Below are 14,356 nucleotides of genomic sequence, written 5' to 3' on the forward strand. Positions count from 1 at the left end.
ATTTTAAATTTAAAATAAAAAATGAAAGAGGTGGTAGGGAGTTTGAATAAAATTATTACAGAAAGGATAGAAAAGACTATGAAGAAGCTATTTACAAGTGAAACATTTTTGGAATATCAATTTGTGAGTGATTGCCAGTTGTCACCAGATGGAGGCTATACAGCATTAGTTGTAAAAAAAGCTGATATCAAAGAGAATGGTTACACAAGCCAAATTTATGTGTTAGACAATAAGAGTGGTGAACTAAAACAAATAACATCTATAAACTCTGTAGGAGCATATGCTTGGGAAGATGAAAATACTATTGTGTTTCCTGCTTTAAGAAATGAAAAAGTAAAAGAAGCTATCAAAAATGGTAAGCAATGTATGAGTTATTACACTTTATACTTACATGGCGGAGAAGCAGAAGAACTTTTTACACTCCCTATCAAAGGTGGAAAATTAAATCCTATAGGAAAAGGTTTGTATGCAGTTATTGATTCTTATGATAATGACAGACCTGTTGTGGAAGGATTGTCAGAAGAAGAGCAACAGAAAAAAATAAATGCTTATAATAAAAGACACTATGAGCATTTCAAAGAAATTCCTTATGCTGTCAATGGTGAAGGATATATCAGTAGAAAAAGAAAACGTCTATACTTATACAACAGCAACACAAAAGATTTAAAACCAATTACAGCACCTATGTTTAATGTTGTAGGTATGAAAATAAGTGATGGCAAAATCTTATATGTAGGTCAAGAGTTTGAAGATGTAAAAGGTCTAAAAAATGGCGTTTATGTATTTGATACAAATACTAATGAGAATGTTTGTATCTTAGAAAAAGATAAGTATATTGTAAAAGGTTTTGAATTATATAAAAATCAAGCAATACTAAATTTAACTGATGCTTTATCTTATGGGAATGGAGAAAATGGAGATTTTTATACAATAGATATTGATACAAAAGAAATGAAGTTACTTTCAGAACATCAGCATCATTGTATTGGAAATACAGTAACATCTGATATTAAAATAGGTGCTGGTCAGACAACAAAAGTAGATGGTGAATATATTTATTATACTTCTACAGTAAATATGGATTGCATTATTGAAAGAATACATATTCCAACAGGAAGACAGGAAAAAGTTACACAAACAGGTTCAGTTGACTTTATAGATGTGAAAGATGGAAACATTGTATGTATAGGCTGTTCAGAAAACGGATTACCTGAAGTTTATACAGTAGAAAATGGAGCATTGTGTAAGAAAACACATTTAAATGACCATATTTTAGATGAATATAAAATTTCTGTACCAGAATATATCGAGTCAAAAGGAAGTGCTGACTGGGAAATACAAGGATATGTATACAAACCAGTAGATTATAAGGTAGGGGAAAAATATCCAGCTATATTAGCGATTCATGGTGGACCAAGACTAACATATGGACCATATTTTATGCATGAGATACAGGTATTTGCAAGTCAAGGTTACTTTGTTTTCTTCTGTAATCCAAGGGGCTCTGAAGGTCGTGGCAATGATTTTGCAGATATTAGAAAACAGTTTGGGGATATTGATTATATAGATTTTATGGAATTTACAGATACAGTACTTGAAAAATACACAGACATTGATGAAACAAAACTAGCTGTGGAAGGTGGAAGTTATGGTGGATTTATGACAAATTGGATTATTGGTCATACAAACCGTTTTGCTGCTGCTTGTGCTCAACGTTCTATTGCAAACTGGAGTGGTATGGAAGGTACAACAGATATTGGTTATTATTTCTGCAAAGGACAAACAGGTGCTTCTCACATGGAAGACCACGAATTGCAATGGAAACAATCTCCTTTAGCCTATGCCGATAAGTGTGTTACCCCAACTTTATTTTTACATGGTGAAAAAGATTACAGATGCTATATGCAAGAAGCATTCCAAATGTTTTCTGCATTAAAAATTCATGGATGCCCTACAAAACTTTGTCTCTTTGAAGGCGAAAATCACGAGTTATCTCGCTCAGGTAGACCAAAACAAAAACTACAAAGACTAGTTGAAATGATGGATTGGTTTTCAATGTACATAAAAGAAGAAAAGTAATGTGTATTAATAAAAGACAATAGTGTGCATTAAGGAAAGTTCACTAATATGTATAGTGAAAGATAATAATGTACATTAAGGAAAGTCAATAATATGTATAGTGAAGATAATAATGTACATTAAGGAAAGTCAATAATATGTATAGTGAAAGATAATAATGTACATTAAGGAAAGTCAATAATATGTATAGTGAAAGATAATAATGTACATTAAGGAAAGTTCAATAATATGTATAGTGAAAGATAATAATGTACATTAAGGAAAGTCAATAATACGTATAGGGAAAGATAATAATGTGAATTAAAAAATACTCCTATATAAATATAGTAACTAAAAAAAATAATACAGAAAAAAGGAAAATAAAGAAAGGAGAATACAAAAATGGAAAAACTAAAGATTGAAAGTTCAGATATTTTTGAATATATATTTCCACATGATATTTCTTGTTCACCTGATGGAAAACATATTGCTTATATTATATCAAATATCAATGAGGAAAAAGACTGCTATGAACATGACTTATATGCTATGGATACTAAAACAGAAAAACAAATACATATGACACAAACAAAAGATGTAACATCATTTAGCTGGATTTCTAATACAGAACTTCTTTTTACATCTAAAAGAGATAAACCCAAGGCAGGTACAACAGATTTTTACACTATTTCTATAAAAGGAGGAGAAGCAAAAAAAGCATTTTCTATTCCAAAAGCCTGTAGTGTACCTATATCACTTGGAAATAAATTGTGGCTATTTACAACAAAAAATCCAACAGATGCTAAAAAAATAGAACCAGACAGAGCAGTAGAAGGAGTAGATTATTGGACATTTACAGATAAACCTTTTATAAGAGATGGGGAAAATTTCTCTCAAAGAAGACGTGTAACATTGGAATTGTATCAAGAAGGAGAAAGAGAAACAAAAGCCATTACACCAAAATATTGTGAGGTAGCAGGTATAGATGTTTCTCTTGATAAGAAAAGAATTTTATATTCTGGTCAGATTTATGAAGATTGTGCGACGCCTTTCTCTGGTCTTTGGGAATACCATGTAGATAGTGGTGAAACAAGAGAACTTATACCACAAGGAAAATATCAAATCAGCTTAATAAAATATATTGGTGAAGATAGAGTAATGTTACAAGCTTCTATATTAGACCGTTCTATTACACAAAATCATGATATTTTTATGCTTGACTTGAATACTGGTGAAATGAATATGATTGCTAGTCCAGATGGCATGTATGCTACATTACTGGACGTAGATGCAGTATATGGTGGTGGACGTAGTAATAAAGTTATAGGAGATAAGTTTATTGGTGCAAGAATTTGTAGAACTATGACAGAGTTTGATGAGTTTGACACAAAAACAGGTAATATACGTATCATCACAAAAGTGGATGCTTTTACATCTTTTGATATTTATGACAACACTATGTACACAGTCATGTTGAAAGATTATGAATTGGCAGAAATATATAGCATTGATATGGCTACAGGTGCAATGAAAAAAATGACTTCTTTCTCTAAACCATACTTGGACAGTCATAAGGTTTCACTACCTGAGAAATTGACATTTGTAGCAAAGAATAAAGAAGAAGTTGATGGTTTTGTTATACCACCTATAGATGCCAAAGAAGGTGAAAAATATCCTGCTGTATTGTTCATTCATGGTGGACCTAAATGGGCATATGGTTATATGTTTACACACTTAAAGCAATGTGTAACTGCAAAAGGAATGTACGTTATTTATTGTAATCCTCATGGTGGTGATGGTTATGGTGAAGAATTCTTGGAAATGGTAGAAAGATGGGGATATGTTGATTATGACCATATTATGGAATTTGTAGATACTTGCATTGAGAAATATCCTGGAATTGATTCAGACCGCTTAGGTGTTGCAGGTGGAAGTTATGGTGGTTATATGACAAACTGGATAATTGGTCATACAGACCGTTTCAAGGCAGTTGCTTCTCAAAGAGGGATTAGCAACTTGATTACAGCTTCCTTAATTATTGACTTTGGTGATAGAATTATGAAGCAAACTTGTGGAGATAAAACACCTTGGAATCATGAGGAAGTTCTTTGGAACCATTCGCCAATTAAGTATGTAAAAAATGTAAAGACACCAACTTTATTCTTGCATAGCGATAGGGATTATAGATGTTTTATGGGAGATACTTTCCAAATGTTCACTGCATTAAAACAGCTTGGTGTAGATACGGAAATGTATTTGTTCCACGGGGATACACATGGATTGTCTAGAAACGGAAGACCATCTAATAGAGTTGTACGTGCCAATGCCATTGTAGATTGGTTTGAAAGATATTTATAAGGGGGTTATTCTATGAGTGATATGTTATTATGGTTTAGTGTCGTATTAGTTTTATTTGCCATTGGGGATTTGATTGCAAGTAAAACAAAAGCAAAGGTTTCAGCTGTATTTGTGACATTACTTTTATTTTTGATTCTGTTTGTTACAAAGGTAATACCAGGGGATATTATTGAAAGAGCAGGTATGACAGCAGCTGCAAGTTGGAGTGTTCCAATGATTATGTTTAGTATGGGAACGATGTTGAATGTTAGACAGTTTATAGATGAATGGAGAACTGTGTTGACAGCATGGCTTGGAATTGTGGCAGTTATAGTTTGTGTTTCACTTTGTATTCCTTTATTTGGAAAAGGAACAGTGTTGACAAGTATACCAGTTATAAATGGGGCATTACCTGCTACTACTATTATGACACAAGCAGCATTAGAAAAAGGATTGACACTTGCGGCGGCTACAGCAACAGTTGTATTTGCAATCCAAAAGTTTGTTGGTACACCAATTGCTTCCAGAGCTGCACTACAAGAAGCAAATCGTCTTTTAGTAGAGTATCATGAAGCAAAGGCAAAGGGGATTGATTTAGCCAATGTCGATAATGATAAGAAAGAAGCAGAGGGAACAGGGGAAAAAGTAAAGCAAGTTTTCTGTGAGAAGTATGATAAATATTATTCTACAAATGTTTGTATATTTTTTATAGCTATATTTTCTTATTTGGGATATGAGCTTTCAGAGGTTATCCATGTGAATTATTCTATTGTATGTCTTATAGTTGGTGTGCTTGTAACTCGTATTGGTATTGTACCAAAAGATATTTTAGAAAAAGGGAAAATCAAAGGTTTTATCAACATGGTTGTATTTGCAGCTGTTATTCCTTCTTTAGCAAAAGTTTCTTTGGGAGATTTAATTAGTCTGTTTGTACCAATTGTAGGTATGTTCGCAGTTTCTATTATTGGGATATTCCTTGTGATGAAGGTACTTCCAGGTTGGAAAATCATTGGTTCTAAGCCTCTTGCTTTTGGAGTAGGATTCTGTCAGATGTTGGGATTCCCAACTACATATTTGATTTCAAATGAAGTGTGTAATGCTATTGGAGAAACGGAAGAAGAAAAAGCATATTTGATGTCTAAAATAATGCCTAAGTTAGTAGTTGGTGGTATGGCTTGTATGATTTCCATTGTAGTGGCTGGTATTATGGTACCTATGTTGTAGATGGATTTTGTAATTAAAAAGAAAATGAGGGAATTAAATATTGGGATGTAAATAAATTTTATATTTGGTTAGTTCGTGATAAGTAATTAGCTAGTCTATGATAAATACTTACTTAGTTTGTGACAGTAAGAATGTCTTTTTAAGGAAAAACGGTATAACATCTTCTTTATGTTATACCGTTTTTCCTTTTTCATTTCGTTATATTTTAAAATTAATAAGAACATAATCTTAAAAACTAATATCCACAGTATATTCATCTTCTATTAAGACATAGTCACAGTCATACTTTTTACACATTTGTAGATTTTTAGTATTTTCTTCAATAGTAGATTCCATTGTGCAGAATGAATCATCCAATCGACTTTCAATGGCATTTGCATATTTTTTAATATCTGAAAAATGTCTTTCTATATAATTCTTAGTCATAATAAGGCAATAATACTGAATTTCTTTTATATACTTACTATCAAAATCTTTTTTCCAATCAAATGGAATATAACATCCCTCAACTACAAGGTTCTGATTATTTTCGATAGCTGTTTTTATAATTTCTTTAACGATAGACCATAGATAAGGTACAAGCTCTTCATCATCTTCTGGTGTTAACTTAGTATTTCCACTTCGTATAAGTCCCATTTTTAATAGGTCAATAGATAGATATGTATATTTGTATTTTTCTAATATTTTCTGTGCAAATAAAGTTTTTCCAGTATGAGAAGCACCCGCAATTAAAATAATCATAATTTAAACACCTCTCTCAACAAAGTGAACCGTTGAATTATCCCAGTACTTTTTATATACCCTATCATTCTTACCATCAAGATTCAGTTGATACATTCTAAATGTAACTAATATGTCTTTTGGTTGCCATTGTTCTTCATAAGAATATTGATAGCTCATACCTAATTGCTTCATTACATTACCGCTACGTGGATTTTTAATATCATGTGTAGCAGTAATATAAGGGAAATTATCTCTTTTTAACTGTTCGACAACTGCTTTACTTGCTTCAGTTACAATACCCTTGTGCCAAAATTCTTTACACAGTCCGTAACCAAAATCATGATTGTCATCCATACTTACATTGACATAACCTATTGGTATATTGCCGTTTTTTAAGCAAATAGCATAGTTATATCCATGAGACTTTTTATATGCTTCTACATACTTTTTTTCAAAAAACACCTTTGTTTCTTCTAGTGATTTAAGGGGAAAGCATGGCAAATAAGTATTTACATCTTTGTCACTGTAAATTTTGAACAAAGCTTCTATGTCATTCTCAGTAAACCTTCTTAATATGAGTCTTTCTGTTTTTAGTTCAGGAGTATTTTTAAATATCATATTCCTTATTCTCCTTTAAAAATTAAAATTTATCAGCTAACTTCTTGTAATAGATTATACTACGATTTCATGTCCTAGTCATTTTTCATGCTTTGATTAGGTCACTTTTATATCATGATTTATCAAAAGTGAAAGGGTGATAAAGTGAGTGATAATTAAACAGAAATAAAAGCTATGCTTATAAAGCATAACAATAGATTTAATATAGGTATTTGATATTTGAATAGCCAGATTCTATAATGTAGTTGAAAGGGATGATACTATAATTGATAAACAAAATCAATATAGTTTTATTATCTAAAATTTAAAATGAGCATATTCTATCATCAAATTATAAGTATATGCTCCTTAAATTATAGATATGTGTTTCTTAGGAAAATTAATAAAAATCAAAGACTTTGTTACTTGATTTTTAACACCGAAAATAAAAATTAAAATACAAAAAGGAAAGGTGAATAAAATGAATACTAACTTTAATTTTTTTATACCAACACGTGTAAAATTTGGATGTGGGCAACTAAATCAACTCCATAGAGAGAGTTTACCTGGGAAAAAAGCATTACTTGTCATATCAAATGGAAAATCTACGCATACTAGTGGAGCTCTTAATCGAACACAAGAACAGCTTAAAATTGCTGGAGTAGAATTTGTATTGTTTGATGAAGTACAGGCAAATCCTATTAAATCTACTATTATGGAAGGTGCTAAAATAGCACGTGACAATAATTGTGACTTTATAGTTGCTTTAGGTGGTGGTAGTGTAATGGATGCCTCAAAAGCAATGGCTGCAATGGCCACAAATGATGGAGATATATGGGATTATATATTTGGTGGCACAGGTGGAGAAAAACTGCTTGTAAAAAATCCTCTTCCACTTGTATGTATTACAACTACTGCTGGAACTGGTTCAGAAGTTGACCAATGGGGAGTTATTACCAATGATAAAACAAATGAGAAGATAGGTTTTGGTGGAGATGATAGACTTTTTCCTGTATTAGCAATTGTAGACCCTGAGCTTATGACAACTGTACCTTCAGAGTATACTGCATATCAAGGTTTTGATGCACTATTTCATTCAACAGAAGTCTATATTAGCAAATTTGCGAATCCTATGAGTGACATGATTGCTTTAACTGCTATCGAAAATATTGCAAACTATCTTGCTCGTGCAGTAAAAGATGGAAAAGATATAAAAGCAAGAGAACATGTTGCTTTTGCTAATACCTTATCTGGTCAAGCAATGGTAATCACCAGCACTACAGCCAAACATTCAATGGAACATGCTATGAGTGCATATCATCAGAATCTTCCTCATGGAGCAGGTTTAATTATGATATCAAAAGCATTTTATGAATTCTTTATTGATAAACATGCCTGTGATGAAAGATTTATACGAATGGCACAGGCTATGGGTATGAAGAATGCCTCAAAGCCAGAAGATTTCATCACAACACTAGTAGACCTACAAAAAGCATGTGGTGTTGATAACTTGAAGATGAGTGATTATGGGATTGTTTATGAAGAACTTGATGTTTTAGCAAAAAATGCCCGTGATACTATGGGAGGTCTATTCCTTGCAAATCCTTGTGAAATGAACCATGAAGAATGTGTTGCAATTTTTGAAAAAGCATACGATTAAGGAGTGATATATAAATGATAAACTATTACAAAAAGCTGATAGGTGTGGTTCTTTGCTCTACATTGATATTCTTTCTTGTTGCATGTGAAAAACAACAAGAATCAGAATCTACTCAAAGTAAAACATCTGAAACGAGTGAATCATTAAAACCTGATAGTGAAGCAATCAAAATAGAAGATGCACGTATCTTAGTTGCTTATTTTTCTCGTATTGGGAACTCAGATACTCCAAATGAAACAGAAGCTGTATCCTCTGCAAGTGTAAATATTAGAAACAATGTAATTGAAGGAAATACTGAAATTGTTGCAAAGATGATTCAAAGTAAAACTGGTGGTGATATATCTCTTATAGAGATGGAAAATAAATATCCATCTGATTATAGTATTATTGAAACTCAAGGGCGTGATGAACGAAACGATAACATTCGTCCAAAACTTTTAACTAATAGAAGTGATATAGACTCTTATGACATAATTTTTATTGGATATCCTAACTGGTGGGGTGATATGCCAATGGCAGTGTATAGCTTTTTAGAAGAGTATGATTTTTCAAATAAAATTATCATACCATTTTGTACTAGTGGTGGTAGTGGATTTTCAAACAGTATTGAGAACATCAGAAAAGAACAGCCACAAGCAACAATTAAAGATGGTCTAGCTATTAGTCAAACACTTCCAGATGATACAGAAGATGAGATAAACACATGGTTGTCTAATCTTGGATTAACAAAATAAATATATAATAATTAATTTAAAAGGGGAATAAAATTATGGGAAAAAATATTTGTATAATATCTACTAGTCCACGAAAAAATGGAAACTCTGAAGAACTAGCAGATGAATTTGCAAGAGGGGCAAGAGAACAAGGTAATAAAGTGGAAAAGATTACTCTATATGATAAAAACATTCAGTTTTGTACTGGATGTCTTGCTTGCCAAACAACATGTAAATGTGTACTAAAAGATGATGCAAATGACATCATTAAAAAGATGTGTAATTCTGATGTACTTGTATTTGCTAGTCCAATATATTTCTATGAGATGACTGGACAGATGAAAACACTTTTGGATAGAACAAATCCAATTTTTCCAGCTGAGTATGCCTTTAGTGATATTTATCTACTTGCAACAGCAGCAGATGTTAATGAAAGTGCCATGGATGGTGCACTTAAAGGGTTGCAGGGATGGATTGACTGTTTTGAAAAAGCAAGATTGGCTGGTGTAGTAAGAGGGACTGGCTTAGACCAAATTGGTGCAATTAAAAATGATACAAATATACTGAAAAAGGCTTACGAAATGGGAAAATCTATTTAATAAAACTAACATATAAGAAAATAAATTGTTGAAAAACATGAACTTCATTGATTAACAAACGAGATTTACTTATAGATAAAAGGAGGATTTTGTATGCGTAAAATAAGAAAATGGATTATATTTTTAGCTATATTAACTAGTAGCTTTGTTTTATCAGCATGTAACAATACATCATCAGCTAAAACAAAGGCAGATGATTTAAACGCACTATCTCAAGTCCCAAATAATCAAAGTACAAATGCCACTGATAAAATAAATACTACTAATAAAGTAAATGCTACTAATAAAGTAAATTCTATTGATAAAGTAAGTAGTCCTGATAAAATAAATGAACATGAAATCCGTATTAAGTTAACATTTGATGATAAAGAAGCAGTTGCTGTGCTTGAAAATAATCCAACTACACAAAGTTTGATTGTTCAGCTTCCAATAACAGTTTCCTTTGATGACTTTGCAGGTGCAGAAAAAATTGCATATACTCCAACAGAACTTTCTCAAAAAGAAGCACCTAGTGGCTATAACCCAGATATTGGAGATATTACATGTTATGGTCCTTGGGGCAATCTAGCAATATATTACAAAGACCAACCTTATGCCAATGGATTGATTCCTATGGGGCATTTTGAATCTGGTTTAGAAGAGTTGAGTAATATGGAGAAGGGAGTTAGAGTTACTATAGAAAAAATGTAAAGTTATATACTTTAAAGGAGTGCTTAAATATGTCCCCAAAAAGAATCTTGCAAATCCTTCTTGATGTTGGAATGATTGGAATGTTACCAATTATAATGGCATATGAACTGGTGGGTGAGTCTACACATGAATGGCTGGGATTAGCGATATTTATTATATTCATTCTGCATAATATTTTAAATTATAGATGGTATAAAAATATACTAAAAGGTCGGTATTCATGTACTAGAATTATCTTACTTATAGTAAATATTCTACTACTTGTCTGTATGATGTGTTTAATGGTCAGTGGAATAATTCTATCAAATCATGTTTTTGTTTTTCTACCAATACATAATGGGATATCATTAGCTAGAATAGTACATTTACTTGCTTCTTATTGGGGATTTGTGTTGATGTCAATACATCTTGGTCTTCACTGGAGAATCATGATAAATACTGTAAGTAGTGTGTTTTATATTAAAAATTCAAAGATTAGAGTTTTGATTTTGCGAATCATTTCTACTGTGGTAGTTGTTTATGGTATTTATGCATTTGTACAGAAAAACATTATAGATTATATGTTTCTTGTAAATCAGTTTGTATTCTTTGATAAAGAACGCCCAATAATTTTGTTTTTCATTGATTATTTATCAATTATGGGGATGATTGTGTGTATTGTGAGCTGTATTTCAAATTATTTTCAAAAAATCACCTTATTAAAACAGAAATCTAAGGAGTTATATAAATGAATCAACATGCATATAAATTAAAAAAACATTAGTCATATGGCTAATGTTTTTTATTAATTAAATTTTATTAATTAAATAATATTCTTTTCTTTATAAATAATCATCTATAATGTAGTGTAATATTTTTTCATATTCTTTTAATGTACTTTTAGTTTTAATAATATAAATACGAGAGTAAATCAAAGAATAATAAGAAAAAATAAAAGTGGTTGTAAAGCTTATAATTACTTACTTTTATACTAATTACTATACCACAAAATAACAAAAAAATCAAGTCGAGTAATCCCTCAACTTAAGTGATATACTAGGTATTAACAATTTTTTATTAATAAAATATAACTAGAGGATAATCTATGTTTTTTCAATTTCTTTAATTAAATTGACCTCTAATTAAGTAATTATAAGGAGAAATATTATGAACTTAACAAAAGGATTAGATGTTTTAAAAGTTTCATCACATGTATTGGGCGAAAATAAAGTTATGTATATTCCTGTAATCTATACAGAAGATGAGGCAACTCTTGTCGATACTGGTCTGCCAGGGCAAGGGGAGTTGATAATGGAGGCTCTTAACAAAAGTAATACAAGCTTCAATAAATTAAAAAATATAATAATCACTCATCATGATATAGACCATATAGGAAATATAAATTACTTAAGAGAAAAGTCTGAGAATAATATCAAAGTATACGCATACAAAAGTGAAGTTAGCTATATAACAGGGGAAGAAACGCCTTATAAACTTTATATGTTAGAGCAAATGGTGGACAATATTGATGATAAGATGCTTAGTATGTTAAATGTTATGGGACTTGGATTTAAGTCATCATACACTAAAGTAGATGTATCTTTGGATAACCATGAAGTTTTAAATTTAGGTGAGGAAGTAGAAGTTATACATACAGGTGGGCATACTAGAGGTCATATATGCCTTTATTTAAAGAAATCTAAAGTACTTATTGCTGGAGATTTGTTACAAATAAAGGATGGGGAACTCGAGCCAGTTGATGTGATGCATAGCAACAAACAAGAGTTGGCAGATGCTATCAAAAATATAAGCAATTATGATATAGAGGAAGTAATTTTTAGTCATGGCGGATTGTTTCAAAAAAATGTAACTGAGGCATTAAAAAATATAGTTATTGAATAGTATTATTATCAAATAGTATTATGTGATTTAAAATAATCTACAATAATTTCTTAAATTACTTAAAATCATGTTTGAATATGAAGCAGGAAAATTAAAGATAAATAATAAAAAAATCCTTAGAATCTATTTATTTAAATTCTAAGGATATTGTTAAATTCTAAGGATATTGTTAAGTTTTAAAGATGTTATTAAGTTGTAAAGATATTAATTTTGATATTAAATTTTTAAGTTGTAAGGATATTAAATTTATTACGAACATATCTGTAAAGTCGAAGTTAGTTGCTAATCACATTGTTCATACCTTTTATTTTTAATAAAATTCTAGTAACTAAAAATAATATAGGTAACTCTATCAAAGAACCTATTATAAGTGCCAATGATATTAAAGATTTATCTGGAAAAGTAGCTATTGCAATAGCTATTGGAGATTTTGCATAAAATAAATGCCCATATAATCATTAAATAGAATTATAAGGGCATTTTAGTAGTTAATTTTAATTATTAAATTAATAACTTTATTTATGTAATCTATAAATATTTTAACTTTTCAGCTATTAATTTATTATTAATCTTTGATGCTTCAAATTCAATAATCTCATAATCACCAAGCTTATTAATATAAAAAGGGTCTTCTTGTATAATTTTATTAGCTTCTTCTTTATCAGTATTGCATAAAATTATTCCACCTAATCTAGGATTTTTTCTTCCAGAGCATATAAATTTGTTATTTGCATAATATTTATTTAAAAATTCTATATGTGCATCTAGTTTTTCTTCAATTTTATTTAGTTCAACTGTATATGTTATGTTTACTATTACCATACGTACATCTCCTTAGATAAAGTATATTTAATACATTTAAACTAGCACTTTTAAGTTACAAAGTCAAATATAAAGCTAATGTAATACGATTGTATGATGTTAAATTTTATTAAAAAATAAAACAAAGTATAATGTAATAAAAAAGGTAATCATTCAAGAAGTATTGGTCAAAGCCATTGGATGTTTAGGTGTAACACATTTTGCAACTAAGGCAGGTAAGCTTTAGGAAATGTGGTATAATGCTATATTAGTATTTTGAGTTAACAAATTAGTTTAATTATGACTTTATAGAATTAATGACAATTAGTTTAGTTCACTAATTGCCATTAATTAAAACTTACTATTTCTGGGCTAATAAATTGAAACACCCTTTGTCGATAATTTTTTCAAAGCCTTTTCTGTAGAATTTACACTCTTACCAAGAACACCATTCTTTATGATATTAACATGGTACCCTCTGTTTATTGCTCCTAATGCTGTCTTATAAACACAAGCTGATGAGTCTAATCCAACAATTGAGATTGTATCAACTCTATTTTCTTTTAGGTATTCACTAAAACTTTTGGATGTAAAGGCATCTTGCTGATGTTTAACAAACACTTCATTATTTTCGACATTTAAATCACTACAAATGGAAGCTCCCTTTGACCCTTGAAAAAGGCAACCACCCATTGAAATAAGGCAAAATAGAAAATCAAAGTGATTAAATTCTTGACAGATATATACTATTTTTTGTCCTTGTTCTTTAGCTTCAATGATAACTCTATTTACACTACTTACAAATTCCTCTTTTTGAGGATAAATTCCATCTTTTCCACACATAGCTTCTTGCATATCAATAACCAACAAAATCTTTTGAGGTTCTTGAAAATCTTGTATTTTTTCTCCTTTTGTAGGGCGTATAAATAGAATCATTCTAAGAATCAAAATTATAAGAAGAAAGTATGATATGGCAGTGGGCGTAAAAGAACACAATGTAGCAAATATGATAATACTACATAGTTGTACAAAAGTATAGAAAGCTTTCATAAATAAGTCTCCTTTTAGTTTAT

General features: G+C 30.4%; 14 protein-coding genes. 10 read left to right on the forward strand and 4 right to left on the reverse strand.

What is annotated here, in order from left to right:
* Nucleotides 1-42 precede the first annotated feature (42 nt).
* The 3 genes from ACTG48_RS03715 to ACTG48_RS03725 all read left to right on the forward strand — a co-directional run bounded on the left by ACTG48_RS03715 (nt 43) and on the right by ACTG48_RS03725 (nt 5,619).
* A complete protein-coding gene (locus ACTG48_RS03715) occupies nt 43-2,079 on the forward strand; it encodes an alpha/beta hydrolase family protein (RefSeq protein ID WP_021383325.1) in 2,037 nt (678 codons plus the stop codon).
* 381 nt (nt 2,080-2,460) lie between these two features.
* The gene (locus ACTG48_RS03720; protein ID WP_479918171.1) at nt 2,461-4,416 is read left to right on the forward strand and encodes an alpha/beta hydrolase family protein; all 1,956 of its coding nucleotides are present in this window, start codon (nt 2,461-2,463) and stop codon (nt 4,414-4,416) included.
* 12 nt (nt 4,417-4,428) lie between these two features.
* The gene (locus tag ACTG48_RS03725; protein ID WP_479918172.1) at nt 4,429-5,619 is read left to right on the forward strand and encodes a permease; all 1,191 of its coding nucleotides are present in this window, start codon (nt 4,429-4,431) and stop codon (nt 5,617-5,619) included.
* 228 nt (nt 5,620-5,847) lie between these two features.
* On the opposite strand, the gene ACTG48_RS03730 is transcribed toward ACTG48_RS03725, so the two are convergent.
* A complete protein-coding gene (locus ACTG48_RS03730) occupies nt 5,848-6,360 on the reverse strand; it encodes a P-loop nucleotide/nucleoside kinase family protein (RefSeq protein WP_021383318.1) in 513 nt (170 codons plus the stop codon).
* Between the two features lie 3 nt (nt 6,361-6,363).
* Nucleotides 6,364-6,960: a GNAT family N-acetyltransferase gene (locus ACTG48_RS03735; RefSeq protein ID WP_021383322.1), complete on the reverse strand. Its 597-nt coding sequence runs from the start codon at nt 6,958-6,960 to the stop codon at nt 6,364-6,366.
* Nucleotides 6,961-7,420: 460 nt separating this feature from the next.
* Between ACTG48_RS03735 and ACTG48_RS03740 the strand changes: the two genes are divergently transcribed.
* From ACTG48_RS03740 to ACTG48_RS03770, 7 genes are all read left to right on the forward strand, one after another.
* Nucleotides 7,421-8,599: an iron-containing alcohol dehydrogenase gene (locus ACTG48_RS03740; protein ID WP_021383327.1), complete on the forward strand. Its 1,179-nt coding sequence runs from the start codon at nt 7,421-7,423 to the stop codon at nt 8,597-8,599.
* Between the two features lie 14 nt (nt 8,600-8,613).
* A complete protein-coding gene (locus ACTG48_RS03745) occupies nt 8,614-9,333 on the forward strand; it encodes a flavodoxin (protein ID WP_021383340.1) in 720 nt (239 codons plus the stop codon).
* A gap of 35 nt (nt 9,334-9,368) precedes the next feature.
* A complete protein-coding gene (locus ACTG48_RS03750) occupies nt 9,369-9,911 on the forward strand; it encodes a flavodoxin family protein (RefSeq protein ID WP_021383305.1) in 543 nt (180 codons plus the stop codon).
* Between the two features lie 93 nt (nt 9,912-10,004).
* A complete protein-coding gene (locus tag ACTG48_RS03755; protein WP_479918173.1) occupies nt 10,005-10,601 on the forward strand; it encodes a cyclophilin-like fold protein in 597 nt (198 codons plus the stop codon).
* Between the two features lie 29 nt (nt 10,602-10,630).
* Nucleotides 10,631-11,332: a DUF4405 domain-containing protein gene (locus ACTG48_RS03760; protein ID WP_479918174.1), complete on the forward strand. Its 702-nt coding sequence runs from the start codon at nt 10,631-10,633 to the stop codon at nt 11,330-11,332.
* Between the two features lie 415 nt (nt 11,333-11,747).
* Nucleotides 11,748-12,482, forward strand: a complete 735-nt coding sequence (locus ACTG48_RS03765) for an MBL fold metallo-hydrolase (RefSeq protein WP_021383310.1) — start codon at nt 11,748-11,750, stop codon at nt 12,480-12,482.
* A gap of 291 nt (nt 12,483-12,773) precedes the next feature.
* The gene (locus tag ACTG48_RS03770) at nt 12,774-12,920 is read left to right on the forward strand and encodes a hypothetical protein (protein ID WP_479918175.1); all 147 of its coding nucleotides are present in this window, start codon (nt 12,774-12,776) and stop codon (nt 12,918-12,920) included.
* 90 nt (nt 12,921-13,010) lie between these two features.
* Here ACTG48_RS03770 and ACTG48_RS03775 read toward each other — a convergent pair whose 3' ends face one another.
* Together ACTG48_RS03775 and ACTG48_RS03780 are read right to left on the reverse strand one after the other, a co-directional pair.
* The gene (locus ACTG48_RS03775) at nt 13,011-13,304 is read right to left on the reverse strand and encodes a YciI family protein (protein ID WP_479918176.1); all 294 of its coding nucleotides are present in this window, start codon (nt 13,302-13,304) and stop codon (nt 13,011-13,013) included.
* 351 nt (nt 13,305-13,655) lie between these two features.
* Entirely contained in the window at nt 13,656-14,333 is a 678-nt protein-coding gene (locus tag ACTG48_RS03780; protein WP_479918177.1) for a cysteine hydrolase family protein, read from the reverse strand.
* Nucleotides 14,334-14,356 lie beyond the last annotated feature (23 nt).

The organism is Clostridioides sp. LIBA-6822, from assembly GCF_056688955.1.